Annotated in this window: 19 protein-coding genes; 9 read left to right on the top strand and 10 right to left on the bottom strand. The window is 71.5% G+C overall.

Features of this window, described 5'->3' with window-relative positions:
• Positions 1–6 precede the first annotated feature (6 nt).
• From ACIQH8_RS13050 to ACIQH8_RS13020, 7 genes are all read right to left on the bottom strand, one after another.
• Positions 7–687 carry an energy-coupling factor ABC transporter ATP-binding protein gene (locus tag ACIQH8_RS13050; protein ID WP_400999277.1) on the bottom strand — a complete coding sequence of 227 codons (681 nt, stop codon included), beginning with the start codon at positions 685–687 and terminating at the stop codon, positions 7–9.
• Positions 684–1844, bottom strand: a complete 1161-nt coding sequence (locus tag ACIQH8_RS13045) for a thiolase family protein (protein WP_400999275.1) — start codon at positions 1842–1844, stop codon at positions 684–686. The genes ACIQH8_RS13050 and ACIQH8_RS13045 overlap by 4 nt, the downstream gene beginning before the upstream one ends.
• On the bottom strand, positions 1841–3130 hold the full coding sequence (locus ACIQH8_RS13040) for a class I adenylate-forming enzyme family protein (RefSeq protein ID WP_400999273.1): 1290 nt from the start codon (positions 3128–3130) through the stop codon (positions 1841–1843). Before ACIQH8_RS13040 ends, ACIQH8_RS13045 begins: the two co-directional genes overlap by 4 nt.
• Positions 3088–3729, bottom strand: a complete 642-nt coding sequence (locus ACIQH8_RS13035; RefSeq protein WP_400999271.1) for a biotin transporter BioY — start codon at positions 3727–3729, stop codon at positions 3088–3090. The genes ACIQH8_RS13040 and ACIQH8_RS13035 overlap by 43 nt, the downstream gene beginning before the upstream one ends.
• 529 nt (positions 3730–4258) lie before the next feature.
• Positions 4259–4510 (bottom strand): hypothetical protein, encoded by a 252-nt coding sequence (locus ACIQH8_RS13030; RefSeq protein WP_400999269.1) that lies wholly within the window; start codon positions 4508–4510, stop codon positions 4259–4261.
• Between the two features lie 31 nt (positions 4511–4541).
• Positions 4542–4985 carry a hypothetical protein gene (locus ACIQH8_RS13025; protein ID WP_400999267.1) on the bottom strand — a complete coding sequence of 148 codons (444 nt, stop codon included), beginning with the start codon at positions 4983–4985 and terminating at the stop codon, positions 4542–4544.
• Between the two features lie 141 nt (positions 4986–5126).
• Complete coding sequence (locus ACIQH8_RS13020) at positions 5127–5315, bottom strand: hypothetical protein (protein ID WP_155049931.1); 189 nt, start codon at positions 5313–5315, stop codon at positions 5127–5129.
• A 127-nt stretch (positions 5316–5442) separates the two neighbouring features.
• Between ACIQH8_RS13020 and ACIQH8_RS13015 the strand changes: the two genes are divergently transcribed.
• Genes ACIQH8_RS13015 through ACIQH8_RS13005 form a run of 3 tightly spaced genes read left to right on the top strand, consistent with a single transcriptional unit; the run spans position 5443 to position 11183 of the window.
• Positions 5443–6036: a TetR/AcrR family transcriptional regulator gene (locus ACIQH8_RS13015; protein ID WP_400999264.1), complete on the top strand. Its 594-nt coding sequence runs from the start codon at positions 5443–5445 to the stop codon at positions 6034–6036.
• Between the two features lie 9 nt (positions 6037–6045).
• Positions 6046–8940 carry an MMPL family transporter gene (locus ACIQH8_RS13010; protein WP_400999262.1) on the top strand — a complete coding sequence of 965 codons (2895 nt, stop codon included), beginning with the start codon at positions 6046–6048 and terminating at the stop codon, positions 8938–8940.
• Positions 8937–11183, top strand: coding sequence for a YhgE/Pip family protein (locus ACIQH8_RS13005; protein ID WP_400999260.1), 2247 nt, complete (start codon positions 8937–8939; stop codon positions 11181–11183). The genes ACIQH8_RS13010 and ACIQH8_RS13005 overlap by 4 nt, the downstream gene beginning before the upstream one ends.
• Before the next feature lie 69 nt (positions 11184–11252).
• On the opposite strand, the gene ACIQH8_RS13000 is transcribed toward ACIQH8_RS13005, so the two are convergent.
• Positions 11253–12113 (bottom strand): sugar phosphate isomerase/epimerase family protein, encoded by an 861-nt coding sequence (locus tag ACIQH8_RS13000; RefSeq protein ID WP_400999258.1) that lies wholly within the window; start codon positions 12111–12113, stop codon positions 11253–11255.
• Positions 12114–12273: 160 nt separating this feature from the next.
• Here ACIQH8_RS13000 and ACIQH8_RS12995 point away from each other — a divergent pair, with 160 nt between their 5' ends.
• The 6 genes from ACIQH8_RS12995 to ACIQH8_RS12970 all read left to right on the top strand — a co-directional run bounded on the left by ACIQH8_RS12995 (position 12274) and on the right by ACIQH8_RS12970 (position 21732).
• Positions 12274–14445 carry a bifunctional alpha,alpha-trehalose-phosphate synthase (UDP-forming)/trehalose-phosphatase gene (locus ACIQH8_RS12995; RefSeq protein WP_400999833.1) on the top strand — a complete coding sequence of 724 codons (2172 nt, stop codon included), beginning with the start codon at positions 12274–12276 and terminating at the stop codon, positions 14443–14445.
• A gap of 111 nt (positions 14446–14556) precedes the next feature.
• Complete coding sequence (ilvD, locus tag ACIQH8_RS12990) at positions 14557–16251, top strand: dihydroxy-acid dehydratase (protein WP_400999256.1); 1695 nt, start codon at positions 14557–14559, stop codon at positions 16249–16251.
• A gap of 47 nt (positions 16252–16298) precedes the next feature.
• A complete protein-coding gene (locus tag ACIQH8_RS12985; protein ID WP_400999254.1) occupies positions 16299–18110 on the top strand; it encodes an acetolactate synthase large subunit in 1812 nt (603 codons plus the stop codon).
• A 2-nt stretch (positions 18111–18112) separates the two neighbouring features.
• Positions 18113–18622, top strand: a complete 510-nt coding sequence (gene ilvN / locus ACIQH8_RS12980; protein ID WP_400999252.1) for an acetolactate synthase small subunit — start codon at positions 18113–18115, stop codon at positions 18620–18622.
• Between the two features lie 69 nt (positions 18623–18691).
• Positions 18692–19720 carry a ketol-acid reductoisomerase gene (ilvC, locus tag ACIQH8_RS12975; protein ID WP_400999249.1) on the top strand — a complete coding sequence of 343 codons (1029 nt, stop codon included), beginning with the start codon at positions 18692–18694 and terminating at the stop codon, positions 19718–19720.
• Between the two features lie 140 nt (positions 19721–19860).
• Positions 19861–21732 (top strand): 5'-nucleotidase C-terminal domain-containing protein, encoded by a 1872-nt coding sequence (locus ACIQH8_RS12970; protein ID WP_400999247.1) that lies wholly within the window; start codon positions 19861–19863, stop codon positions 21730–21732.
• Between the two features lie 66 nt (positions 21733–21798).
• On the opposite strand, the gene ACIQH8_RS12965 is transcribed toward ACIQH8_RS12970, so the two are convergent.
• Both ACIQH8_RS12965 and ACIQH8_RS12960 read right to left on the bottom strand, forming a co-directional pair.
• Complete coding sequence (locus ACIQH8_RS12965) at positions 21799–26193, bottom strand: hypothetical protein (RefSeq protein ID WP_400999245.1); 4395 nt, start codon at positions 26191–26193, stop codon at positions 21799–21801.
• 138 nt (positions 26194–26331) lie between these two features.
• The gene (locus ACIQH8_RS12960; RefSeq protein WP_400999243.1) at positions 26332–26919 is read right to left on the bottom strand and encodes a hypothetical protein; all 588 of its coding nucleotides are present in this window, start codon (positions 26917–26919) and stop codon (positions 26332–26334) included.
• Positions 26920–26942: the final 23 nt, after the last annotated feature.

Raw genomic sequence — 26942 nt, 5'->3', positions numbered from 1 at the left:
ACCGCGTCATCCGATCAGTGCCCGGTAGGCGTCGAGCGCGTGCTCGGGCGGGCCGTCCGCGACGACCCGGCCGGCCTCCATCACGATGACGCGGTCGAACGACTCGAGCAGCTCGAGTTGGTGGCTGACGACGACGAGGCGCTCGTCGAGTGCGGCGAAGTGCTCGGCGATGCGGCGCGCGTTGCGGGCGTCGAGCAGCGTCGTCGGCTCGTCGGCCACGACGATCGCGGGTTCGCCGACGAGCACGGCGGCGAGGGCGAGCAGCTGCTTCTGCCCGCCGGAGAGGCGGTGCGCCGGTCGGTCGGCGAGGTCGGTCAGCCCGAAGCGGTCGAGCACGGCCTCGACGCGTGCGGCGGCGGTCGCGGCATCCAGCCGGTGCCGGCGGAGCGTGAAGGCGACGTCCTCGCGGACGGTGGGCATCACGATCTGCGTGTCGGCGTTCGTGAACACGAACCCGACCCGGCGGCGCACCTCGCGCCCGTGCCGGGCGACGTCGAGGCCGTCGACGGTGACCGTGCCGGCGGTCGGCACGACGAGCCCGTTGATCATGCGGGCGAGCGTCGACTTGCCCGAGCCGTTGGCGCCGACGATCCCGATGCGCCGCTCGGTGAGTTCGAGGGTCACGTCGTCGACGACGAGGTCGTCGTCGAAGCGGTGGCTGACGCCGTCGAAGCGGATGGCGCTCATGCGACACGCTCCACGATCATCGCGACGCCCTGCCCGCCGCCGATCGAGCATGCCGCGAGGCCCGCGCGCGCGTCGTCGGAGGTCGCCATGCGAGCGGCGAGGCGCACCAGCAGGATCGCGCCGGACGCGCCCCAGGGGTGGCCGAGCGCGATCGCACCGCCGTCGCCCGAGAGCGTCTCCTCGTCGAGTCCGAGCTCGTCGCTCACTGCCAGCACCTGCGCGGCGAAGGCCTCGGTGATCTCGACGAATCCGAGGTCCGCGGCCGTCATCCCCGCGCGCTCGAGCGCGCGTCGGCCGGCCCACGCGGCGCCGAGTCCGGGCAGGGCGGGGTCGCCCGCGGCGACGGCGGCGGCCCGCACGCGGAGCGCGGGCAGTCCGAGGTCGCGTGCGAGGTCGGCGGTCGTCACCGCCATCGCGGCCGCGCCGTCGGAGAACCCGCACGAGTTGCCGGCGGTGACGGTGCCCTCGGCGTCGCGAGCGGCTGTCACGCCGCCGAGCCCGAACGCCGGTGCGAACCGTGCGAGCATCGCGGCATCCATCGTGGCGCGCGGACGGTCGTCGCGCGCGACGCCGTCGACCGCGACGACCTCGGCGTCGAACCGCCCGCCGTCGCGGGCGGCGGCGGCTCGGGCGTGGGAGCGTGCGGCCCAGGCGTCCTGTCGCTGGCGGCCGATGCCGCGCACCTGCGCGAGGTGCTCGGCCGCCGGCCCCATGTCGGGGTCGGGGAGGCCGGCCGGCGCGAACGGCGCGCGCGTGTAGCGTTCGCCCGTCTCGGGCCACACCCGGTGCGGCGCGGTCGACGCCGATTCGGCGCCGCCGGCGAGCACGAGCCGGGCGTCGCCGGCGCGCACACGCGACGACGACTGGATCACCGCGTCGAGCCCCGACCCGCACTGCCGGTCGACGGTCACGCCCGGCACGTGCGCGCCGAGGCCCGCGTGCAGCGCCGCCACCCGCGCGAGGTCGCCGCCGGGGCCCATGCAGTTGCCGAGGACGACGTCGTCGACCGCGACGCCTGCCGGCGCGATCTCGGCGGCGACCGCGGCGAGCACCGGGGCGGCGAGCGCGTCGACCGTATGGCCGGCGAAGGCGCGCCCCGCGGTGCCGACGGCGGTGCGTCGCGCCGCGACGATCACGGGCGCCTGGTCGCGGATCATGCGTCCCTCCGGTCGATGAAGGGCCGCGGATGCCCCGTTCCGAGCCGCCCGGCGATGATCTCGTCGCGCAGCCGCCCGCGTGCGGGCTTGCCCGACGGGGTGCGCGGCAGGTCGGCGGCGAACCACCGCCGGGGGAGCTCGACCGGCGAGAGTGCGGCGCGGGCGGCATCCGCGACGGTCTCGAGCCGGGTGCCGGGGTCGAGTTCGACGACCGCGACGATGCGCTCGCCGAGCAGGTCGTGCGGCTCGCCCACGACTGCGGCGTCGCGCACGCCGGGCAGCGCCGTCAGGTGCGCTTCGACGTCCTCGGCGAGCACGGTCGCGCCCGCCGTGATGATCGCCGAATCGCCGCGGCCGAGCACGCGCACCCCGCCGGCGGCAGTGCGCTCGACGAGATCGCCGACCGTCGCGAACCCGTCGTCGTCGCGACGCATCCGCCCGCCGACGACGTCGAGTGCGAGGTAAGGCGATCGCGCCCAGACCTCGAGCCCCGCGTCGACCGTTCGCAGGTCGACCTCGACGCCGGGGAACGGTGCGAGGCCGGCGTCGGCATCGTCGCCCGGGTCGTGGCGGGCGGCGAGCACGAACGACAGCTCGGCGGCCCCGTAGTACTCGACAAGGCGGATGCCGCGCGCCGCGGCCTGCTGCCTCAGCCGGTCCGGGAGTGCCGCGCCCGCCACGATCGCCGTGCGTGGCGGTGCCGCATCGGACGACAGGAGTCGTGCGAGGCGAGTCGGCGTGGCGTGCAGCGCGCTCGCCGAGGCGAGCTGGTCGGTCGCCGTCGCGCCGATCCACAGCGCGTGCAGCGCCGCGTAGAGGTGCATGGAGACCGAGAGCGGGCCCGTCACCCCGATGCGGTCGTCGGGCCCCAGCCCGGCGAGCTCGGCGAGCGGTTCGGCGGACGCGAGCCAGGACTCGGCGGTGCGAGCGATGATCCGCGGCCGGCCGTCGGCCGCGGTCGAGCCTGAGCTCGTGAGGGCGAGCCCGGTGTCCGGCGGCAGGTCGTCGGCGACGCGGTCGGTGTCGGCCTGCGTGGCGCCCACGAGCACCGGGCGACCCCGATCGAGGCCGGCGAGCACGGTCGTGATGGCGGCGACGGGGTCGGCGTCGGCGCGACATCCGACCGGTCCTCGCCCCGCGGGCAGCTCGGCACGGGCGACCGCACGCGCGAGCTCGTCGGCGCGGACGCTTCGTCCGCCGAACGAGAGTGCGATGCGGTCGCCGAATGCGCCGAGCCGGTCGATCACGCGGCGGTCGCCCCCACGGCGGTCCGCTTCCACGGCCATGGGCGCGGCTCGATCAGCCCGGGCCACGCACGGTGCACGCCCGTGGCGACGAGCACGGTCACGACGACCTTCAGGAGGTCACCGGGGAGGAAGATCGCGGACCCCGCGATGGCGACGCCGAGCGGGGTGCCGGTGATCGCGGCGAACACCGGGACGCCGACGAGGTAGATCACGACGATGCCGCCGAGCGCGGTCGCGCCGAGTGCGGGCACGATGCGGTAGCGGGGGAGCAGGCGGGCCGTGAACCACCCGATCACGAGCGCGCCGAAGATCCACCCGACCAGGTAGCCGACCGATGGGCCGACGAAGACGCCGAGGCCGCCTCGTCCGCCCGACAGCAGCGGCAGTCCCGCCGCGACGAGCACGAGCAGCAGGAGGACGCTGAGTGCGCCCTTGCGCGCACCGAGGATCGCGCCGGCGAGCATGACGCCGAGCGTCTGGAACGTGATCGGCACCGCGGTGCCGCCGAGGTAGAGCGCGCCCGGCAGGCCGAGTGCGGCGATGAGCGCGGCGAAGACGGCGATCTGCGCGAGGTCGCGAGCGGAGGTGCGGGCGCGGCGCTGCTCGGGCGCGGCGACGGAGCCGGGTGCGGCGGTCATGCGGTTCCCATCGGTCGGCGTGAGGGGCGGGGATGCCCGTGTCGTTCACGCTACGAATCGCGGGGGAGGCGCCGCGCGAGGTGGCCGTACAACAAACACCGCGGGATTTTGGAGCGCCGAGGTCGCCGTCGGCCGCGGGCCCGCGTCATTCGAGAGTGTCGTCACCATTGGCGGGTGCGAACCCCGCTGCACCCACCGATGCTGACGACACCGGCCCCCGCGCACCGGTACTCCTGCCCCGAGGATCGAGACCTGCAGGTATCCGATCACACGCATGGCTTGCCCGATACTTGGCTCGTGCCGCAACGACCCCTGGAGCCCCGCGCTGCACACAGACTGTTCGTCGCAGTCTCGTGGGCAGCACCGATCCTCGTCACCCTCGCGGGCCTTGCCCTTCTCGCCTGGGGTGGCTATCGGCAGTGGGTTGCATACGTGGCGTTCGGACTTGCCGCGATCAGCGCGATCGCGGCAATTCGTGAGCAGCGGAAGGCGCGAGCGCGAGTCGACCGCCCGCCGAACGATTGAACGATTAGGGCGTGCCGCGATTCCAACCCGGCTTCAGCATCAGGCGCTCATCGTGCGCGCGGCGTCGGCACTCCTCCGCGAAGGCGCGCGCCGCGTTCGCGTCGGCGACGAAGGCTGAGTACTCCTCGGCGCTCAGCGCGTAGTACTCCTCGTAGTCGGTGAGGCTGCTCGACACGGGGATCGAGAGGTAGGCGGTGGCGGAATCCTGCTCGACGCCGAGCGAGTAGCGCTCGGAGCGGTCCACGAAGGAATCCACGGACCTCATCGCACGACGCCGATCACGCTGGTCACGCGGCGCGGGCGGGCTCCTCGACGGGCAGTTCGGCGACGTTGTCGGCGCCGAACGCCGGCTCCGCGGCATCCGTCTCGCTCGTTTCGACCGGGTCGGCCCACATCACGAGCGGGGCCGGCGTCCAGCTCAAGGCGTGCGACGTCTCGTCGGCGGGCACGACGACGGCGACCTGCTCGCGTTCCTCGAGGATGGCGCGCGTGACCTCGGCGGCGATCTGGTGGGTCAGCATCGCCTGGAAGATGCGGTCGGAGTCGTCCGCCTGCCGGCGAACGAGGGACCACTGGCCGTCCGGGCCGATGAACCGCGACAGGCGGGCGTTGACGAGTTCGAAGATGTGCTCGCCACGGAGGTCTGCGGCGGTTGCGCGGGGCGAGGGCGCGGGTGCGGTGTGGGCTGCGGCCTGTGCGGCGAGCCGTGCGCGGCGCCAGCGGCGGAACATCGGTGTCCTCTCGGTCGGAACGGGTGGCGGACTCTGTCGGACGGCGTTTCGTCCAGTGTCCGTCACGCGGCGACCCCCCGGGCTCGGACACGCCGCGAGGGCGCCGAGCCGTCGGACGCGGACGGTACGGGTCGGCCGAGGCTACTCGGCCAGCTCGCGTCGCTTCTGCTCGTCGGCGACCGTTCCGATCGCGATGGCGAGCGTTGCGGCCCACGAGACCCACATGAGCACGAGCCTCCAGTCGCGCGGCCCCGCCTGCGTCGCCCGGATGACTCCGACCGCGCCGAACAGCGAACTCAGGACCGCTCCACTGAAGAGGTACTTGCGCATCCCGCAACGCTATCGCGTCCGGATCGGCTCGCGCGACCGGTTGACGCGCGCGGCGCAGACTGTGAGAACGCCACGAGTCTGACCGATCGTGCAGTCTCTGACCGATCGGTCAACTAGCGTCGATCGCATGCCCACCGATGCGAGAACGCCGACGCGCGTGCGCGCCGCCGACGAGTTGAAGCACGCCGCCCTCGAGCAGTTCGCCACCGTCGGCTTCGCCGGCACCTCGCTCCAGCACGTCGCCGACGAGGCCGGGTACTCCAAGTCGAGCGTGCTCTACCACTTCGCCTCCAAGGAGGCCCTGCTCGAGGCGGCGATCGAGCCCGCCGTCGCCGGCTTCGAGGACGTCCTCGAGGCCTTCCTCGCCGGTCGCGGTCGCGCGCGCCGTCACGACCTCGTCGACCGCGTCGTCGACCTCCTGCTCGAGCACCGCGAGGCCGTCCACGTCTTCCTCACCCAGGGCCAGAGCCTCGCGGAACTCCCGATCATCGCCCGCGCGAACGTCGCCGTGCGCCGCCTCGCGGTCGCCGTCTGCGAGGAGCGCGAGAGCGTCGACGACCAGGTGCGCTTCGGCATCGCCCTCGGCGGCGCCGCCTTCCTCCTCACCGCAGGTCGGACGTTCGCCGACGAGTCGACCCTGCCCACCGACGACGAGCTCCGCGACTCCCTCCGCCGGATCATCGCCGACATCCTCACCCCTGCCCGCACCACCAGCAACTGAGAGAGAACCGTGGCCCTCCTCCTGCACCGCATCGGACGCTTCGCCTACCGCCGCGCCTGGATCGTCATCGTCGCCTGGGTGATCGCCCTCGGCGGCCTGGTCGGCGCCGGCATCGGCCTCGGCGGCCAGCTCCAGGAGTCGTACGCGATCCCCGGCACCGAATCGCAGGATGCGATCGACCAGCTCGCCGCCGTCTTCCCCCAGACCGCCGGCGCATCGGCGAAGGCCGTCGTCGAGGCGCCCGAGGGCGACTCGGTCGAGAACGCCCCGTACCGCGACGCCATCGAGGAGATGGAGTCCGAACTCGAAGACGTCGACGGTGTCGCGAGCGTCCTGGGTCCGTTCGACGAGTACGCGGGCGACCAGGTCTCGGGCGATGCCCGCACGGCCTACATCCAGGTGCAGTTCGACGGTCAGGTGACGGATGTCACGGATGAGCAGATCGACGCCGTGATCGCCAGCGGTGAGATCGGCCGCGACGCGGGCCTCGAGGTCGCGTTCGGCGGCGAGGTCTTCCAGGAGACGACCTTCGGCCTCACGATCACCGAGGCGTTCGGCGTGATCTTCGCGGGCGTGGTGCTGCTCATCACCTTCGGCTCGCTGCTGTCCGCCGGGATGCCGCTGCTCACCGCGCTCGTCGGCGTCGGCACCGCCTACGGCGGCATCTCGCTGGTCGCCGCGTTCGCGACGGTCTCGAGCACCGCGCCGATGCTCGCCGTCATGATCGGCCTCGCGGTCGGCATCGACTACGCGCTGTTCATCCTGTCGCGGCACCGAACCCAGCTCGCGCGAGGCATGGACCCCGAGGAGAGCGCGGCGGAGTCGGTCGCGACCGCGGGCGGCGCGGTCGTGTTCGCCGGCCTCACCGTGATCATCGCGCTCCTCGGCCTCCTCGTCGTCGGGATCCCGTTCCTCAGCGTCATGGGCGTCGGCGCAGCGTTCGCGGTCCTCGTCGCCGTCTTCGGTGCGACCACGCTCCTGCCCGCGCTGCTCGGCCTCGCCAAGGGACGACTCGCGCCGAAGCCCGGCAGCCGTGCGCAGCGCCGCGCGGTCGCCTCGGACGACTCGGGCACCCGGACCATGGGACGCCGCTGGGTCGACACCGTGCTGAAGGCGCCCGTCGTGTTCGTGCTGCTCGTCGTCGGACTCCTCGGTGCGGCCGCCATCCCCGCAGCGAGCCTCGACCTCAACCTGCCCGGGGGCCAGGGCGAGGAGGGAACCAGCCAGCGCGAGGCCTACGACATGATCGCCGAGGGCTTCGGCCCCGGCTACAACGGCCCGCTCATCGTCACGGTCGACATCACGCAGACGACCGACATCTTCGACGACCTCGACGCCATCGGCGACCGCTTGGCCGACGTCGACGGCGTCGCCTACGTCGGCCAGGGGCTGCCGAACGAGACCGCCGACACGGCGATCATCCAGGTCATCCCCGACTCGGCGCCGACCGACCCCGAGACCAAGCAGGTCGTCCAGGACATCCGCGCCCTCGAGGACGACATCGTCGACGAATTCGGCACCCCGATCGCGGTGACCGGCTACACGGCCGTCTCGATCGACATCTCGCAGCGCCTGAACGACGCCCTCGTGCCGTTCGCGCTCATCGTCGTCGGGCTCTCGATCGTCCTGCTGCTCATCGTGTTCCGGTCGATCTTCGTGCCGATCAAGGCTGCGCTCGGCTTCCTGCTCTCGGCGTTCGGCGCGATCGGGCTCACGGTCGCTGTCTTCCAGTGGGGATGGCTCGCCGACCTCATGCACATCGAGCCCGGGCCGATCCTGAGCTTCCTGCCGATCCTGCTCATGGCCGTGCTCTTCGGCCTCGCCATGGACTACGAGGTGTTCCTCGTCTCCGGCATGCGCGAGGAGTTCGTGAAGACGCGCGATGCGCGGAACTCGATCGTGCACGGCTTCCAGCACGCTGCGCGCGTCGTCACGGCGGCCGCCCTCATCATGTTCTTCGTCTTCTTCGCCTTCGTGCCGGAGGGCACGGGGGTGATCAAGGGCATCGCATTCGCGCTCGCCGTCGGCGTCGCGTTCGACGCATTCCTGGTGCGGATGACGCTGGTCCCCGCCGCGATGGCGCTCGCCGGCCGCGGCGCATGGTGGCTGCCGAAGTGGCTCGGACGCATCCTCCCGGACGTCGACATCGAGGGCGAGGGCCTGCGCGCCCACCTCGCGGAGTCGGAGTGGGCGGCCGCGCGCAACGCGGACGTGCTCGCCGAGGACCTCCTCGTCGGCGACCCGGCCGCGCCGATCGGCCCGATCTCGGTGAGCCTGCCGCGCGGCGGGGCACTGGTCGTGCTCGGCGAACCGGCCGAACGACGCCTCGTCGCCGCCACGCTCGCCGGGCGCGTCCTCCCCGCGGGCGGACGACTCGCCGTGCTCGACGCGCCGATCCCGATCGACGCCGGCACGGTCATGCGCCGCGTCGCGATCGCCGACGGGGCAGCGGATGCCGCGGCCGCGGGGACCGCGGGCGAACTCATCGCCGCCCGGTCCGACGCGACCCGCGCGTGGTACCGCCTCGACTCGACCGGGTCGGCCGTCGACGCGGCGCTCCGCCGCGTCGCCGATGCGCGCACCGCACCGGGAGACGGGGCCCTCCGCCGTTCGCGCACGATCGACCCCGACACGCCGATCGCGTCGCTCGACGCGCTCGACCGGCTGCTCGTGACGGTGTCGGCGGCGCTCGCCGAGCACCCCAGGGCCGTCGTCGTCGACTTCGACGGGCTCTCCGGATCGGCCGCCGCCTGGGCAGCCCTCGACCGCATCGTTCCCCCCGGCGTCGTGCTCATCGCGACCGCCGACCCCGACGCCGACCTCGACGCCGCCACCGCAGCGCTCGAGCCCCGCGGCATCCGCTCGATCGACCTCGCCACCCGCCCCATGGAGGCACTCCGATGACCCGCACCGACGCCGCCGCCCAGGCCGCACCCGCGGCCCGCCGCAGAGGCCGCCGCGCCGCGCTCCTCGCGGCCGTGATCGCCGTTCCGCTCGCGGTCGCCGGCCTCGTCGCCGGCGCGATCGGCGGCGCCGACGAGCGCATGGACGCGATCCCCGCGATCGTCGTCAACAACGACGAGATGGTGACGACGACCACGCCCGACGGCGAGGAGCAGCCCGTGCTCGCCGGCCGCCTGCTCGTGACCGAGCTCACGGGCGACGGCGACACCGGCTTCGACTGGACGATCTCGAACGACGAGGAGGCCGCTGCCGCGCTCGCCGACGGCGACGCCTACGCGGTGCTGACGATTCCCGCCGACTTCTCGGCCTCGGTCACCTCCCTCGCGGGCGACGCGCCGACGACGGCGGCGCTCGACATCCGCACCGACGACGCGCACAGCTACCTCGCGGGCACGATCGGTGCGACCGTCGGCGACGCGATCGCGACGACGTTCGGCCACGAACTGACGACCCAGTACCTCGAGGGGCTGTACGGCAACCTCGTGCAGGTGGGCGGGTCGCTCGGCGATGCGGCGGATGGCGCGGGGCAGCTCGCCGACGGCGCGGACTCGCTCGCGACCGGTCTCGACCAGCTCGCGGGCGGCATCGGCTCGGCGGCCGACGGCACCGCGCAGGCGGCCGACGGCGCCGCCGCGTACGCGTCGGGTGTCGGCCGGTACACGTCGGGCGTCGAGCAGCTCGCGGGCGGGCTCGGCACGCTCGACGCCGAGGCGGGCGGACTCGACGGCATCACGTCGGGCGTCTCGCAGTACGTCGGCGGCGTCGCGCAGGCCGGCGCCGGGATCGACGACGGCATCGCGCAGTACGTCTCCGGAGTGAAGACGGCCGGCGCCGGCGTGGACGCGGGCATCGCGGCCTACGTCGACGGCATCGGCCTCGCCGGCGACGGGCTCGCCCAGGGCACGTCCGACTACGTCGACGGCATCGGCCAGCTCGCGACCGCCGGCGACCAGCTCGCGGCATCCGTGCCCGCGTTGCTCGCCGCCGACCCGAGCGGGGCCGCGCTCCAGGCGGCGATCGCGCAGTACGTCGCGGGCGTGCACGAGGCCGCCGACGGCGGTGCCGACCTCGTCGCCGGCACCGACGCGACGTTCGACCAGCTCGTGGCCGGCGGGGGCGAGCTGCAGGTCGGCACGGCCGACGGCTTCACGAAGCTCGTCGCCGGCGGCGACGCGCTCCGCGCCGGCACCGCGACCGGATTCGACGAGCTCGCCGCCGGCGGTGCGGCGCTCGTGTCCGGCACCGGCTCGGGCATCGACGGCCTGCAGTCCGGCATCTCCCAGCTCTCGGGCGGTGCGTCGCAGGCCGCGGCCGGCTCGCCCGCGCTCCGCGACGGGGCCGACGGCCTCGCATCGGGCGTGAGCGGCATCGCGAGCGGCCTCGCCCAGCTGGGCGACGCCGCCGCGGCCTCCGCCGACGGAGCGGCCCAGCTCGCCGACGGCACGGGCGAACTCGCCGACGGGCTCGCGCAAGGTGCAGAGGGCACGGCCTCCCTCGAAGGGCTCGACCCCGAGGAGACCGCCGGCGTCGTCGCGGACCCGGTCGTCGCGCAGGCGACGCGAGACAACGAGATCTCGACGTTCGGTGAGGTCGTCGCGATGCTCATCGGCCCGATCGGCCTCTGGCTCGGCGCGATGACGCTGTTCCTCGTCTTCCGTCCGCTCCGCCGGGAGGCGCTCGAGTCGACCGCGCCGACCGGACGGCTCGTCGCGCGCACGCTCTTCCGCGGCTCGCTCATCGGGCTCGCCCAGGCAGCCGCGGTCGTCCTGCTCATGCACACCGTGCTCGGCGTGGCCTGGTCGCTGCTTCCGCAGACCCTGGCGTTCTCCGCGCTACTCGCCGTCGTGTTCACGGCGATCCACGCGTTCCTCAGCGCCTGGCTCGGCCGGATCGGCACGGTCGTGTCGCTCGTGCTCGTGGTGCTCCAGCTCGCGGCATCCGGCGGGGTGTACCCGCTCGAGATCGTGAGCGGCCCCTACCAGGCGATCAGCCCGTTCCTGCCGCTCACCTGGGCGGTCCAGGGCATGCAGCTCATCGTGTCGGGTGCCGGCGGCTCGGGCGTCTGGGCCGCGGCGGGCGCGCTGATGCTCTTCGGGGTGCTGGGCGTCGCGGGCACGGCGATCGTGGTCTCGCGCCGTCGCGGCATCCGTTCGGCACCGCGACTCGCGCCCGCCACCGCCTGACTGATCGGGCGGCGCCGACGGGTGGCGGCCCGGGCGCCGCCGCCCGGGGCTGCCGCCCGGCGGTTCGCCCTAGGAGCTGCGGCCGGGGGTGATGGCGTCGATGACGCGTCGCAACGGCGACGCGGCGGCCGGCTCCGCGGCCTCCGCCGCCGGTGCGACTGCGGTGTGCTCGCGCGCGAACGCGACGGTCTCGCGCAGCATCTCGAGCCGCTCGGCCTCGGTCTTCGCCTTGCGAGTGTTGACCTCGGCGACGATCGAGCCGTCCCAGTCGCGGTCGGCGAGCATCCGCAGGACCTCGGCCACGGGCTCCCTGCCCTTGCCGGGCAGCAGGTGCTCGTCGAAGATCTGGCCTTCGCCGATCGCGCCCGACCCGTCGCACAGGTGCACATGGCGGAGGCGATCCCCGAGGTCGGTCGCGAGCTGCATGCTGTCGGTGCCCGAGAGCGCGGCGTGCGAGAAGTCGAGGGTCACCGCGTCGCAGTCCATCTGCCGCGGGTCCCAGCCCGGCGCGTACGCCTTCATGTTCCGGCCGGCGGCACGCCAGGGGAACATGTTCTCCACCGCGATCGCCACCCCGTGCTCCTCGGAGAGGGTGCGGACGATCGAGAGGAACTCGAGCGCGTAGCTCGCCTGCCAGCGGAACGGCGGGTGGACGACGACGCTGTCGGCGCCGACCGCCTTCGCGAGCTCGGCCGTGCGTGCCAGCTTGACGCGAGGGTCGCGGCCCCACACGAAATGCGTGAGCAGGAGCACCGGGGCGTGGATCGAGAGGATCGGAAGGTCGTAGCGCTCCGACATCTCGATCAGGGCCTCGGGGTCCTGGGTGGTCACCTCCTGGGTGACCATGATCTCCACGCCATCGAACCCGGCGTCCTTCGCGATGCGGAAGGCCTGCTCGGGTTCGAGGGGATACACGCAGGTGGTGCTCATACCGATCGGGATCATGAGGCTCGAAGTCTAGCCCCGACGGCTGGGGATCGGGTGGGGACCTTCGACTGTTAGCCTGAGTCGCGAGCCGCCAGGAGGATCCGACGACGTGAAGCCCGCCACCGACTCCGAGACCGAGCCAGACATCGATCCCATCTACGACATGGTCGTGGTGAGCAACCGCCTGCCCGTCGACTACGTCGGGGGCGAGGGCGCAGAGACGCAGTGGAAGTCATCGCCGGGCGGACTGGTGACGGCGCTCGAGCCGGTGATGCGAGCGAACGACGGCGCGTGGGTGGGCTGGGCCGGCGTCGCCGACCGCGAGTTCGCGCCGTTCGAGCACGACGGCATCTCGATCGTGCCGGTTCCGCTCTCCGTTCAGGAGATCGAGGAGTACTACGAGGGCTTCTCGAACGACACCCTCTGGCCGCTGTACCACGACGTCATCGCGCGGCCGAGCTTCCACCGCGAGTGGTGGGAGGCGTACGTCGCCGTGAATCGCCGGTTCGCCGACGCCGCCGCGGCGGCGGCCGCCGAGGGCGCCGTCGTCTGGGTCCAGGACTACCAGCTGCAACTCGTGCCGCGCATGCTCCGCGAGAGCCGACCCGACCTCATCATCGGCTTCTTCAACCACATCCCGTTCCCCGCCTACGGCATCTACTCGCAGCTGCCGTGGCGGCGTCAGGTCGTCGAAGGCCTCCTCGGCGCCGACGTGATCGGGTTCCAGCGGGCAGCGGATGCCGGGAACTTCTCGCGCGCGGTCCGGCGCCTGTTCGGGTACAAGACGCGCGGCACCGTGGTCGACGTCCCCGCAGAGGACGGCGGGGTGCGCCACGTCGTCGCGCGCCACTTCCCGATCTCGATCGACGCGGCCGCCTTCGAGGAGCTCGCGAGGAAGCCCGAGGTGCAGGAACGCGCCCGCGCCATCCGTCGCAGCCTCGGCGACCCCGACATCGTGATGCTCGGCGTCGACCGCCTCGACTACACGAAGGGCATCCGCCACCGCATGAAGGCGTTCGGCGAGCTGCTCCGCGACGGCCGGCTCTCGGTCGAGCACGCGACGCTCGTGCAGGTCGCGAGCCCGTCGCGCGAACGCGTCGAGACCTACCGGCAGCTGCGCGACGAGATCGAGCTCACGGTCGGCCGACTGAACGGCGACTACTCGACGCTCGGGCACCCCGCGATCACCTACCTCCACCACGGCTACCCGCGACAGGAGATGGCGGCCCTCTACCTCGCGGCCGACGTCATGCTCGTCACCGCGCTTCGCGACGGCATGAACCTCGTCGCGAAGGAGTACGTCGCGAGCCGGTACGACGACGACGGCGTGCTCCTCCTCAGCGAGTTCACCGGAGCCTCCGACGAGCTCCGACAGGCGATCCTCGTGAACCCGCACGACATCGACGGGCTGAAGGACGCGATGGTCGAGGCGGCGGAGATGCCCAAGCGCGAGCGCGCCCGACGCATGCGCGTGCTCCGCAAGCGCGTCAGGGAGAACGACGTCGCGAACTGGTCGGCGACGTTCCTCGAGACCCTCACGGGAGTGGGCAAGATCGACCCGGGCGTGCCCGAACCGCTCCGCATGGCGATCGCGCGGCTCGTCGAAGCCCCGCGCGTGCTCGTCGCGCTCGACTTCGACGGCACGCTCGCACCGATCGTCGACCGACCGGAGGACGCCCGCGCAACGGAACGCGCCCGGGCGGCCGTCGAACGGATGGCCGAGCACGAGGACACGCGGGTCGCCCTGGTCTCGGGGCGCGCGCTCGCGAGCCTGAAGGAGGTCGCCGAACCTCCTGTCGCCGCCCTGCTCAGCGGGTCGCACGGCGTCGAGCTCCAGCTCGACGCCGGCGGGGTGACGATCGACCTCCGCGAGGGCGAGCTCACGCGCCTCGAGCAGCTCATCGAGATCGTCGAGGAGGCGGCCTCCGCCGCCGACGGCGCCTGGGTCGAACGCAAGCCCGCAGGCATCGCGCTGCACACGCGCAAGCTCGGCGCCAGCGCGGGCGCCGCCCTCCAGCGTTCCGCACGCGAGCAGGTCGAACTGGCCCTGCCGGGCCTGGCGACCCGCACCGGCAAGAACGTGCTCGAGTTCGCGGTGCGCGCGAGCGACAAGGGCGAGGCGCTGCTTCGACTCCGCCAGCACGCGGGCGCCGACGCGGTGATCTACGTCGGCGACGACGTCACCGACGAAGACGCGTTCGCCGTGCTCGGCGGCGAGGACGTGGGCGTCAAGGTGGGGCAGGGCAAGTCCCTCGCCGCATACCGGCTGAAGGGTCCCGACGACGTCGCCGAGCTCCTGGAGCTCATCGCCGACGCGCGCGACGCCGCCCGCTGAGACGGGCGCGCCGCGGCATCCGCCCCGCCCTCGACACCGTGGCGAACGGATGCCGCTGCGAGCGACGGACCCGCGGCGAAACCGGTATCCGGCGGCCCGTAGACTCGACCCATGTCGGAGATCGATCCCAAGCCCCGCAGTCGCGTCGTCACGGATGGCATCGAGGCCACCACCAGCCGCGGGATGCTCCGCGCGGTCGGGATGGGCGACGCCGACTGGGACAAGCCCCAGGTCGGCATCGCGAGCTCGTGGAACGAGATCACGCCCTGCAACCTCTCGCTCGCGCGCCTCGCGCAGGCCGCGAAGGAGGGCGTGCACGGCGGCGGCGGGTACCCGCTGCAGTTCGGCACCGTCTCGGTCTCCGACGGCATCTCGATGGGCCACGAGGGCATGCACTTCTCGCTCGTGTCGCGCGAGGTCATCGCCGACTCGGTCGAGGTCGTCATGCAGGCCGAGCGCCTCGACGGCTCGGTGCTGCTCGCCGGCTGCGACAAGTCGATCCCGGGCATGCTCATGGCCGCCGCCCGGCTCGACCTCGCCTCGGTCTTCCTCTACGCCGGCTCGATCGCCCCCGGATGGGTGCGACTCTCCGACGGCACCGAGAAGGACATCACGATCATCGACTCGTTCGAGGCGGTCGGCGCGGTCAAGGCCGGCAAGATGAGCGAGGCCGACGCCAAGCGCATCGAGTGCGCCTTCGCCCCGGGCGAGGGCGCCTGCGGCGGCATGTACACCGCGAACACCATGGCCTCCGTCGCCGAGGCGCTCGGCCTCTCACTGCCGGGATCGGCATCGCCCGCGTCGGCCGACCGGCGCCGCGACTACTACGCGCACCGCTCGGGCGAGGCCGTCGTCGAGCTCCTGAAGCAGGGCATCACCGCGCGGCAGATCCTCACCAAGAAGGCGTTCGAGAACGCCATCGCCGTGGGCATGGCGCTCGGCGGCTCGACGAACATCGTGCTGCACCTGCTCGCGATCGCGCGCGAGGCCGACGTCGAGCTCACGCTCGACGACTTCAACCGCATCGGATCGAAGGTGCCGCACATCGGCGACCTGAAGCCCTTCGGCAAGTACGTCATGAACGACGTCGACCGCCGCGGCGGCCTGCCCGTGCTCATGAAGGCGCTGCTCGACGCGGGCCTCATGCACGGCGACGCGCTCACGGTCACGGGCAAGACGCTCGCCGAGAACCTCGCCGAGATGGACATCGCGCCGCTCGACGGCGAGGTGCTCCGCACGCTCGACAACCCGATCCACGAGACCGGCGGACTCACGATCCTGCACGGCTCGCTCGCGCCCGAGGGGGCGGTCGTGAAGACCGCCGGCTTCGACGCCGCGACCTTCGAGGGCCCGGCGCGCGTGTTCGAGCGCGAGCGCGCGGCGATGGACGCCCTGACCGCCGGCGAGATCAAGCACGGCGACGTCGTCGTGATCCGCTACGAGGGTCCGAAGGGCGGCCCCGGCATGCGCGAGATGCTCGCCATCACGGCCGCCATCAAGGGCGCTGGGCTCGGAAAGGATGTACTACTCTTGACGGACGGTCGATTCTCAGGCGGCACAACCGGCCTGTGCATCGGCCATCTGGCACCCGAGGCGGTGGACGCAGGTCCGATCGCCTTCGTGCGCGATGGTGATCTGATTCGGGTCGATATCGCGGCTCGTTCCATCGACCTACTGGTCGACGAAACCGAGCTGGCAGCCCGCCGCGACGGCTGGGCTCCGCTTCCCCCGCGCTACACCCGAGGCGTCCTCGCGAAGTACTCCAAGCTCGTGCGCTCCGCAGCCGAAGGCGCGACCACGGGCTGAGGCTCTCGCCTGTCCCCGAACCCACCATCACCATGAACAGGAATCGAATGACCACGGAAGCCAACCCCGTGCCATCGCCCGCCACCCTGTCGCAGTCCCAGAACGGGCCCGAGATGCTCACCGGAGCCGAGGCGGTCGTGCGATCGCTCGAGCTCATCGGCATCACCGACGTGTTCGGCCTGCCCGGCGGTGCGATCCTCCCCGTCTACGACCCGCTGCTCGACAGCCGCCGCCTGCGGCACATCCTGGTCCGCCACGAGCAGGGCGCGGGCCACGCCGCCGAGGGCTACGCGTCCTCGAGCGGCAAGCTCGGCGTCGCCATCGCGACCTCGGGCCCCGGCGCGACGAACCTCGTCACCGCCATCGCCGACGCGCACATGGACTCGGTGCCGCTGCTCGCGATCACCGGCCAGGTGTTCTCGAACCTCATGGGCACCGACGCATTCCAGGAGGCCGACATCGTCGGCATCACGATGCCGATCACGAAGCATTCGTTCCTCGTCAAGCGCGCCGAGGAGATCCCCGCGACCATCGCCGCCGCGGCGCACATCGCCTCGACCGGCCGACCCGGCCCCGTGCTCGTCGACATCACGAAGGACGCGCAGCAGGCGACCTTCGCGTTCTCGTGGCCGCCGAAGATGGACCTGCCCGGCTACCGGCCGATCACGAAGGCGCACGGCAAGCAGGTGCTCGCGGCCGCGCAGCTCATCGCCGAGGCCAAGCGGCCCGTCCTCTACGTCGGCGGCGGCATCATCCGCGCCGGCGCGTCCGACGAGCTGAAGGCCCTCGCGGAGGCGACGAAGGCGCCGGTCGTCACGACGCTCATGGCGCGCGGCGCGTTCCCCGACTCGCACCCGCAGCACCTCGGCATGCCGGGCATGCACGGCACGGTCCCGGCGGTGCTCTCGCTGCAGGAGTCCGACCTGCTCATCGTGCTCGGCGCCCGCTTCGACGACCGCGTCACCGGCAAGGCCGCACTCTTCGCTCCGGATGCGAAGGTCGTGCACGTCGACATCGACCCGGCCGAGATCGGCAAGATCCGCGCAGCCGACGTGCCGATCGTGGGCGACGCGAAGGAGGTCCTCGTCGACCTGCTCGCCGCCTACACCGAGGTCACGAAGAAGACCGGTGCGCCCGACCTCGAGGAGTGGTGGGCCACGCTCGACGGCCTCCGCACCGAGTACCCGCTCGGCTTCTCGCCGACCACCGACGGGCTGCTCGCGCCGCAGTACGTGATCCAGCGGATCGGCGAACTCACCGGCCCCGAGGGCGTCTACGCCGCGGGCGTCGGCCAGCACCAGATGTGGGCCGCGCAGTTCATCAAGTACGAGCGGCCGAACTCGTGGCTGAACTCCGGCGGCGCCGGGACCATGGGCTACGCGGTCCCCGCCGCGATGGGCGCCAAGGTCGCCGAGCCGAACCGCACCGTGTGGGCGATCGACGGCGACGGCTGCTTCCAGATGACGAACCAGGAACTCGCGACCTGCACCCTGAACGACATCCCGATCAAGGTCGCAGTGATCAACAACTCCTCGCTGGGCATGGTCCGGCAGTGGCAGACCCTGTTCTACGACGGCCGGTACTCCAACACCGACCTGAACACGGGGCACGACACCGTGCGCGTGCCCGACTTCGTGAAGATGGCCGAGGCCTACGGCGCGCTCGGCATCCGGGTCACGACGCAGGAGGAGGTCGACGACGCGATCAAGCTCGCGCTCGAGACCAACGATCGCCCGGTGGTGATCGACTTCGTCGTCTCCGCCGACGCCATGGTGTGGCCGATGGTCCCGCAGGGCGTCTCCAACTCCTACGTCCAGTACGCCCGCGACCACTCGCCGGCCTTCAGCCAGGAGGACTGAACATGTCGACCCACGTGCTCTCCCTCCTCGTCGAGGACAAGCCCGGCCTGCTGACCCGCGTCGCGGGGCTGTTCGCCCGACGCGGCTTCAACATCGAGTCGCTCGCGGTCGGCCACTCCGAGATCGACGGCCTCAGCCGCATCACCGTCGTGGTCGACGTGGAGGACCTGCCCCTCGAGCAGGTCACGAAGCAGCTGAACAAGCTCGTCAACGTCATCAAGATCGTCGAGCTCGACCCCGCCCAGTCGGTGCAGCGCGAGCACCTGCTCATCAAGGTGCGCGTCGACAACACCACCCGGTCGGCCGTGCTCGAGGCGGTCAACCTCTTCCGTGCCCGCGTCGTCGACGTCTCGACCGACGCGCTCGTGATCGAGGTCACCGGCGACTCCGGCAAGACCAACGCGCTCCTGAAGGTCCTCGAGCCCTACGGCATCAAGGAGATCGCGCAGTCCGGCCTCCTCGCCATCGGGCGCGGCGGCAAGTCCATCACCGAACGCGTCTTCAAGAACTGACCAGCGGATGACACGGCATCGCGCCGCGACATCCGTCACCTGAACCCCACCCAAGGAGAAAGAACCGCAATGGCTGAGATCTACTACGACAAGGACGCCGACCTCTCGCTCATCCAGGGCAAGAAGGTCGCCGTCATCGGCTACGGCTCGCAGGGCCACGCGCACGCGCAGAACCTCCGCGACTCGGGCGTCGAGGTCGTCATCGGCCTCAAGGAGGGGTCGAAGTCGACCCAGAAGGCCGAGGAGGCCGGCTTCGAGGTCAAGAGCGTCGCGGATGCCGCGGCCTGGGCCGACGTCGTCGTCATCCTCGCTCCCGACCAGTTCCAGCGCCACATCTACGCCGAGTCGGTGAAGGACAACCTGAAGGAAGGCGACACGCTCGTCTTCGGCCACGGCTTCAACGTGCGCTTCGGCTACATCGAGGCGCCCGAGGGCGTCGACGTGATCCTCGTCGCGCCGAAGGCGCCCGGTCACACGGTGCGTCGCGAGTTCGTCGCGGGCCGCGGCATCCCCGACATCATCGCCGTCGAGCAGGACGCGTCGGGCACCGCGTGGGACCTCGCCAAGTCGTACGCCAAGGCCATCGGCGGCACCCGCGCGGGCGTCATCAAGACGACCTTCACCGAGGAGACCGAGACCGACCTGTTCGGCGAGCAGGCCGTGCTCTGCGGCGGCGTCTCGCAGCTCGTGCAGTACGGCTTCGAGACCCTCACCGAGGCCGGCTACCAGCCCGAGATCGCCTACTTCGAGGTGCTCCACGAGCTGAAGCTCATCGTCGACCTCATGTGGGAGGGCGGCATCTCGAAGCAGCGCTGGTCGGTCTCCGACACCGCCGAATACGGCGACTACGTCTCGGGCCCCCGCGTCATCGACCCGCACGTCAAGGAGAACATGCAGGCCGTGCTCGCCGACATCCAGTCGGGCGCGTTCGCCAAGCGCTTCATCGACGACCAGGACAACGGCGCCAAGGAATTCCTCGAGCTCCGCGCGAAGGGCGAGGGCCACCCCATCGAGACCACCGGCCGCGAACTGCGCAAGCTGTTCGCCTGGACGCAGGTCAGCGAGGACGACTACGTCGACGGCGAGGTCGCTCGCTGACGCTCGCGGACTCGCTCGCCCGCATGGCGGGGTCGGCTCCGGCCGGCCCCGCCATCGGCGTTCCCGTGCGCGAATGAGCACGGTGAATTCCCGCTCGACCCCTTGTCGACATCGCACCTGTTGTGGTCACATCTGATCCCATGACCCGACACACGGACCCTCAGCACCCACACCACCCCGAACCCGCCCCGCGCTGGTGCTCCTGCGCCGTTCCCGACGAGGAGGTCGCCCCCGCGGCATCCGGTCTCAGTCGACGCAACGTGCTCATCGGCGCATCGGCCGCGAGCGTGCTCGCCGCAGCCGGCTGGCCTGCAGCCGCACAGGCCGCGCCGCGCGACGGCAACGTGAAGATCACGATCATGGGCACGTCCGACCTGCACAGCAACGCCGTCAACTGGGACTACTACAAGGACGCGACCTACAGCGACAGCGCCGGCAACGCGATCGGCCTCGCTCGCGTCTCGAGCGTCGTGAACCAGATCCGCGCCGACCGCGGCCGCGAGCACACCCTGCTCTTCGACGCCGGCGACACCATCCAGGGTTCGCCGCTCGGCTTCTACTACGCCTTGGTCGACCCGGTGAACGAGTCCGGAGCCGTCCACCCGATCGCGGCCCAGATGAATGCGATCGGCTACGACGCCGTCGCGCTCGGCAACCACGAGTTCAACTACGGCCTCGAGTTCCTCGACTACTGGATCGGCCAGATGGACGCCGACGTGCTCGCCGCGAACGCGGTGCACGCCGGAACGAAGGTGCCCGCCTTCACGCCGTACACGATCAAGACGATGAAGGTGAAGGGGCGACCGCCCGTCCGCGTCGGCGTGCTCGGCCTCACCAACCCCGGTGTCGTCATCTGGGACAAGGCGAACGTGAGTGGGCGGATCGAGGTGCAGGGCCTCGTCGAGGCGGCCGCGCGCTGGGTGCCCGTGATGAAGCGGGACGGCGCCGACATCATCGTCGTCAGCGCGCATTCCGGCGACAGCGGCACCTCGTCGTACGGCGACGACCTGCCCGTCGAGAACGCCGCGGCGCTCGTGGCCGAGCAGGTGCCCGACATCGACGTGATCCTGTTCGGGCACGCGCACCGCGACGTCCCGGAGCGGTTCGTCACGAACGCGACGACCGGCCGGCAGGTCATCATGAGCGAGCCGAAGAACTGGGGCCAGCGGGTCAGCGTGTTCGACCTCGAGCTCGAGTTCGCCCGCGGGAAGTGGAGCGTCGCCGACGCCGCGGCGCTCACGGTCAACACGAACACCGTCGTCGACGACCCGGCGCTCGTCTCGGAAATCCGGTCGCAGCACGACGCCGTCGTGACGTACGTCAACACGCCGGTCGCGACCTCCAGCGAAGCGCTCTCGGCGGCCGAGGCCTGTTGGAAGGACACGGCGATCCTCGACTACGTCAACGCGGTCCAGACGGCGACCGTCGCGGCGGCCGTGGCGGGCTCGCCCGAGGCATCCCTGCCGATCGTGTCGATCGCCGCGCCGTTCAACCGGGCCGCGACCTTCCCGGCGGGCCAGGTGACGATCAAGGATGTCGCGGGGCTCTACATCTACGACAACACCCTGCTCGCGTCCGTCCTCACCGGCGCGCAGATCATCGAGTACCTCGAGTACTCGGCGAAGTACTTCGTGCAGGTCGACCCCGCCGCGCCCGTCTCGCCGGCGTCCTGGACGAACAACCTCGGCACGCCCGACTACAACTACGACCAGTTCTCGGGGATCGACTACGACGTCGACATCTCGCAGCCGGTGGGCTCGCGGATCACGAACGTCACCTACGAGGGCGCCGAGGTGACGGCGGGCCAGCAGTTCCTCGTCGCGGTCAACAACTACCGGCAGTCCGGCGGCGGCGGATTCCCGCACATCGCGACGGCACCGGTCGTGTACAACGCGCAGGTCGCCATCCGCGAGGCCATCGTCTCGTACGCCTCGGAGGCGGGCGTCATCGACCCGGCCGACTTCCACGTCGAGAACTGGCGACTCGTGCGCGGTGGCGTTCCGGTGTTCTGACGATCGACGAGCCCCGCGGCGGGACCGGTTCGGGTCGGCCCCGCCGCGGCGCGTCCGGGCGGCGGATCAGCCCTTGCCGCCCTTGCCCTTCCCGGTGCCGCCCTTGACCACGATGGTCGCGGCGTTGGCGTTGTTGCCCGTGTCGGGGTCGGGTGTCGCGCTCGTCACATCCGCATCGTTCTGGATCGTTCCGACGCTGCCGTTGGCCTGCGCCTCGATCACGAACTGCACGCTCGCCCCGGCGGGCACCGTCCCGGCGGTGCACGTCACCTCGTGGGCCGCCGAGTCGTAGGTGCACTGCGGCGAGACGTACTGCACCACGAGCTTCTTCGCGGTCAGCGGCAGGTCATCGACCACCACGATGTCCTGGGCATCGGACGGGCCGCCCGTGCCGCAGTTCGGCGACGGCGTCGACTGCGCGTCCTGCTCGCAACCGGTGTCGTTGTGCACCGTGAGCGTGAACACGATCACGGGCGCCGGGTTGCCCGACCGCATCTCGGCGGTCTTGTCCAGCCACAGGTCCGCTGCCGTGTCGACCTCCGTCGTCTCCGTCGCCTCGTTGTCCGATGCGTCCGGATCGGGCGTGTCGGAGGACACCGTCGCAGTGTTCGAGAGCACCGCGTCCGGCGGGAGGGACGGATCGACCGTGACCGTCAGGTAGACCGTCGTGCTCTCGCCCGGGGCGAGATCGCCGAGGTCGCACACGACCGTGCCGACCTGGACGAGTGCGCACACCGTGGTGCCGTTGCCGTCGACGCCCTCCACGAACGTCGTCCCGTCGGGCAGGTCGTCGGTCAGGAGCACCGACGTCGCGGTGGACGGACCGTCGTTCCGCACGGTGATCGTGTAGGTGAGGTCGTCACCCGCGAGCACCGGGTCCGGCGAGTCCGTCTTCACGACTGACAGGTCCGCGGATGCGGAGACGTCGGTCACCACCGTGTCGAGGTTGTCCGACAGGTCGTTGTCGAAGGTCGCACTTCCGACGCGCGCGTCGTCGTGCAGTTCACCCGTGAACTCGGGAAGGATCCGGACCACGACGGTCATGGTGCGCGTCGCTCCCGGGGCGAGGTTGCCGAACGAGCACTCGCTCGGTCGCGCGGCATCGCCGGGCACGCCGGCGTTGCAGGAACCTCCGCCGGACCCGGCCACCGAGACGATCGTGACCCCGATCGAGACCGCGTCGGTGACGACCACGCCCTGGGCGGTGGACGGTCCGTGGTTCTCGATCGCGAGTGTGTAGGTGATCTCCGTCCCGGCGATCGCGGTGGGCGGCCCGGTCTTGTCGATCGACAGATCCGCGACGGCCATCACGCTGATGGACTCCTGCGCCTCGTTGTTCGACTGATCCGGATCCGGTGTCGGCGAGCTCACGCGGACCACGTCGTTGATGTCGACGTCCTCCGTCGCGGAGACCTCCACCGTGATCGTCGCCCTGCCGCCGGCCGACGGCGAGGCCGCGGCCAGATCGCCGATCTGGCACGTCACCACGCCGGCGCTCACGCCGCACGACCCTTGGCTCGGGGTGATCGCGCCGAACGAGAACACGCCGTCGCTCAGGTTGGTGTCGGTCACGACGATGTCGCGGGCGGACGACGGCCCGAGGTTGTCGACGAAGATCGTGCAGGTGCCCGTCTCGCCCGCGGGGAGCTCGTCGTCGGGCTTGCAGACCTTGGTCACGGCGAGGTCGCTGCGCTCCTGGACGAACGTGTACTCGGTGGAGGAGTTGTTCGTCAGGTCGTCGTCGACGCTCGCGCCCGAGACCGTCACGACGTTCTCGATCCGGAGCGTGCCGTCGTCCTCGTCCACGACGGTGTCGGAGTGGACGCGGGTTTTCACGACGATCTCTCGCGACTCGCCGGCGGGGATGTCGCCGACGGCGCACGTGAGCCGGTGCTCGACGGCGTCGTACGTGCAGTCGCCATCGTCGGAGAGGTAGTCGAGGTCGTCCGGCAGATCGTCCACGACGACGACGCCGGCCGAGTCAACCGGGCCGTCGTTCGTCACGGTGATCGTGTAGAACAGCTCCTCTCCGGCGATCACCGGGTCGGGGGAGTCCGACTTGTCGACGCGCAGGTCTGCGATCGGGATGACATCGGAGATGTCCTCGACGAGCCAGCTGCCGCGACCCATCGTGCCGACGAGCAGCACGTCGTCGCCGGCGTCGTAGGTGAGGTCGAACGACACCACGTTCGGCAGTCCTGCGCCGAGTTCGGCCCAGACGCCGAGGTTCTGCGTCTGGCTCATGAAGACGCCGGTGTCGGTACCGGCGAACAGCGCGAGCACGTTCATGCCCGGCACCGGGACGATCTCGAGCGAACGGATCGTCGCGCCCGGCGCCACGGTGGCGAGGTTGCCGGTCACGTCGGCGAAGGTCCCGCCGGCGTCCGTGGTGCGCATCACCTGCGTGGCGGTGGAGACGAACGCGTCGGCCCAGTTCTCCGGGTTCAGGACGATGTCCGTGGTGACGCCGCTGGTCCACCCGGGCAGCGCGGCGGGCGTGCCGGCGCCGCTGCTCCGGAGGAACAGGCCGCCGTTGGAGTCGCCGTACCAGAGCACTCCCGCGTTGTCGGATCCACCGGCGCGGCCGCCGTAGGCGATGGCGCGAGTGGTTCCGACGCCTGCCCCGAGGCTGTTCACGATGATGGAGAGGTTGTCCAGCGAGTCGGTCGACTCGTAGACGCGGTTCGAGGTGACGATGAACCGGGTCCGGTCGATGTCGTTCATCACGAGCGGCGTGTAGAGCGGCAGCGTGGAATTGCCTGCGGCGTTCGTCTCGAACTGCTGCAGGGTCTGCCCCTGCCCGACCACGTTGAAGCCCGGAGCGGAATTCACGCAGACGTTCGCCGCGGTGCAGGCGCGGCGAAGGAAGGATCCGGCGCCGAGGCTGTTCGAACTGCTGAAGCGCACGGATGCCGCTCCGGTGTCGTTGACGGCGACGAATCCGCCGTCGCCCGCGCTCAGGGTCTCCCAGCTCGTCGAGCCGGATGCGGACTGTTCGGGAGCCCCGGTGTCCTGATCGCCGCAGAGGATGATGTCGCCCACGTTGTCGTAGTCGCACGAGTGGTGCTCGCTGATCTGGAGGTCGCCGTTCAGCGACTGCCATTCGCCGTTCCCGGTCGACGGGTCGGTCTGCCGATAGATGCCGCCGTCGTCGCCCTCGAGGATGTCGCCGTTGGCGTCGAAGACCATCTCGCGGGAGTCCGCGTGCGGTGCGCTGTCATCACTCGTGCCGCTGTGGGTCAGGGGCACGCACTGGCTGCCGGCGGCGAGGCCGGCGTCGCATCGGAACAGCCGCCCGCTGAAGTCGTCGGCACCAATGGAGTTCGGGAACGTGCCCGTGTTGGGGCCGCCGTTCAGCGGCTGCCGGTCGCCGCCGAGGTACACGACGTCGGGATCGGATGCGTCCGCGAGGATGGAGAAGTGCACGCCGCCCTGCCCGCCCGGCTTCTCGCGCGGCTGCAGGCCGACGATCACGCCGCCCTCGTTCGTCGTCGGGGTGTCGAGCTGGGTCCAGTTCGCGCCCTGGTCGGTGGAGCGCCACAGCCCGTTCAGCTGGCCGCCGTTCACGACGCCGGCATAGACGACGTTGTCGCCGCCGTCGGCGTGCACTGCGAGTTCGAGGTTGTTCGTCGTCGCGTTGTTGATGCCGGTGACCTGGTTCGTGACGTTCGTCCAGGACGAGCCGGTGTTCGTGCTGCGGAAGATGCCCTGCTGGGAACCCGCGTAGAGCACGGTGGGATCGGACGGGTCGCCGACGAGGTCGAACACGCCGATGTTCGGCAGGCCGCTGGTGCCGTTGCCCGAGAGGCGCGTGAAGTTCGCACCGCCGTCGGTGCTGCGGAAGATGCCGCCCTGGCCTGCGCCGAACACGTTGCTGTTCGCGTTCGAGGCGACGACGATCGTGGCGCCTCGCGGCGCGACGCCCGAGATGCTCTCCCCGGCGAGCTGGGCGGCGCCGAGCGGCGTCCAGGTCGTACCGGCGTCCGCGGTGCGGAGCAGCCCGTTCAGCGGTCCGGATGTTCGGCCGAAGGAGCTGACCCGGCCGATGCCGGCGAGGAGGACGGTGTCGCTCGCGACCGTCGGGTCGAGTTCGAGTGCGCCGATCGAGAGGCTGGACTGCTGGTCGGTCAACGGGGTCCAATGCGGGGACGCCGACGTCGCGTCGTTCGTACGCCAGACGCCGCCGTTGACGGTGCCGATCCAGGCGATGTCGGGATCATCGGGGTGTGCGACGACGGTGTGCACCGCGCCGGCGACCTCGTCGTCCGGCGACACGGACTCGACCTGGCCGCCGGTGATGGGGCTCGGGCCCTGGGCCACGTAGTCGGCGTCGATGGTCGCCGCCCCAGCCCCCGCTCCCGGCGCGAGGATCTGGGTACTGAGGAAGACGGCCGCTGCGAGTGCAGCCAGGAACCCCTTCTTCGATGAATCTGCGGTCTGTTCGGCGACGCGCTCGGTCATCACAACCCCCTCGGCGCGTCCCGGGGCACCCCCATGTCCCATGAGGGACGCACTCGACGGCGCCGAGTATGGCCCTGCCCCGCCGCGACGTCCAGCCCCGGTCGGACGATCGGCACCCCCCAGTTCGAGGGCGGACATTCACACGAGCGGATCGCTGCGCTCGTCCACCGCGAACCAGACCTTGTCGCGTCGCTCCCGACCGTCGACCGTCTGCCGCTCCACGGTGCCCTGGAGCATGTACGTCGCCTCGCGCACCCACTCACCGCAAGCGCCTGCACCGTTGCCGGGTTCGGCGCAGGTCACGAGCGCGCCGTCCTCCGCGAGCGGGATCGCCCGGTCGACGTCCGCCGCGATCAACGTGCCCAGTCCGGGGTCTGCGAGGTAGCCGACGAGGACGCAGGGGGTCGCTTCGGCGCCCGGCGGCGGACACTGCGAGAGGAAGAACACCTTGCCCTCGACCTCGACGCGCCGGTCCAGCCAGCCTTCGGGGTCGGCGACGAGGTCGTCGACGGATGCGTCGGTCATGACCTCCTCGGTGGGTTCGGCGGATGCGTCGGGGCTCGGGGAGCCGGTCGGCGAGCCCGCGCCGCCGGGCGAGGCGCACGCGGAGAGGGCGATGATGATCGCGATCGGGATGACGACCCGGCGTCGCCGGGTCGAGTCGATCCCCGACGGGGTGGCGACGCCTTCCCCGACCGACCGGGAGCCGTGCGCTGCGACGCCCATACCTCCATGGTGCGCGTCGTACG

Source organism: Agromyces sp. GXQ0307 (assembly GCF_044769845.1).
In the GTDB taxonomy this organism is placed as follows: domain Bacteria; phylum Actinomycetota; class Actinomycetes; order Actinomycetales; family Microbacteriaceae; genus Agromyces.
The sequence above is the reverse complement of the archived record's forward strand: the minus strand, read 5'-3'. Positions and strand labels throughout refer to the sequence as shown.

Bases quoted from the DNA above. Each gene is read 5' to 3' on its own strand.
- ACIQH8_RS13050 (WP_400999277.1), bottom strand. From the start codon at position 687: ATGAGCGCCATCCGCTTCGACGGCGTCAGCCACCGCTTCGACGACGAC.
- ACIQH8_RS13045 (WP_400999275.1), bottom strand. From the start codon at position 1,844: ATGATCCGCGACCAGGCGCCCGTGATCGTCGCGGCGCGACGCACCGCC.
- ACIQH8_RS13040 (WP_400999273.1), bottom strand. From the start codon at position 3,130: ATGGCCGTGGAAGCGGACCGCCGTGGGGGCGACCGCCGCGTGATCGAC.
- ACIQH8_RS13035 (WP_400999271.1), bottom strand. From the start codon at position 3,729: ATGACCGCCGCACCCGGCTCCGTCGCCGCGCCCGAGCAGCGCCGCGCC.
- ACIQH8_RS13025 (WP_400999267.1), bottom strand. From the start codon at position 4,985: ATGTTCCGCCGCTGGCGCCGCGCACGGCTCGCCGCACAGGCCGCAGCC.
- ACIQH8_RS13020 (WP_155049931.1), bottom strand. From the start codon at position 5,315: ATGCGCAAGTACCTCTTCAGTGGAGCGGTCCTGAGTTCGCTGTTCGGC.
- ACIQH8_RS13015 (WP_400999264.1), top strand. From the start codon at position 5,443: ATGCCCACCGATGCGAGAACGCCGACGCGCGTGCGCGCCGCCGACGAG.
- ACIQH8_RS13005 (WP_400999260.1), top strand. From the start codon at position 8,937: ATGACCCGCACCGACGCCGCCGCCCAGGCCGCACCCGCGGCCCGCCGC.
- ACIQH8_RS13000 (WP_400999258.1), bottom strand. From the start codon at position 12,113: ATGAGCACCACCTGCGTGTATCCCCTCGAACCCGAGCAGGCCTTCCGC.
- ACIQH8_RS12995 (WP_400999833.1), top strand. From the start codon at position 12,274: ATGGTCGTGGTGAGCAACCGCCTGCCCGTCGACTACGTCGGGGGCGAG.
- ilvD (WP_400999256.1), top strand. From the start codon at position 14,557: ATGTCGGAGATCGATCCCAAGCCCCGCAGTCGCGTCGTCACGGATGGC.
- ACIQH8_RS12985 (WP_400999254.1), top strand. From the start codon at position 16,299: ATGACCACGGAAGCCAACCCCGTGCCATCGCCCGCCACCCTGTCGCAG.
- ilvN (WP_400999252.1), top strand. From the start codon at position 18,113: ATGTCGACCCACGTGCTCTCCCTCCTCGTCGAGGACAAGCCCGGCCTG.
- ilvC (WP_400999249.1), top strand. From the start codon at position 18,692: ATGGCTGAGATCTACTACGACAAGGACGCCGACCTCTCGCTCATCCAG.
- ACIQH8_RS12970 (WP_400999247.1), top strand. From the start codon at position 19,861: ATGACCCGACACACGGACCCTCAGCACCCACACCACCCCGAACCCGCC.
- ACIQH8_RS12965 (WP_400999245.1), bottom strand. From the start codon at position 26,193: ATGACCGAGCGCGTCGCCGAACAGACCGCAGATTCATCGAAGAAGGGG.
- ACIQH8_RS12960 (WP_400999243.1), bottom strand. From the start codon at position 26,919: ATGGGCGTCGCAGCGCACGGCTCCCGGTCGGTCGGGGAAGGCGTCGCC.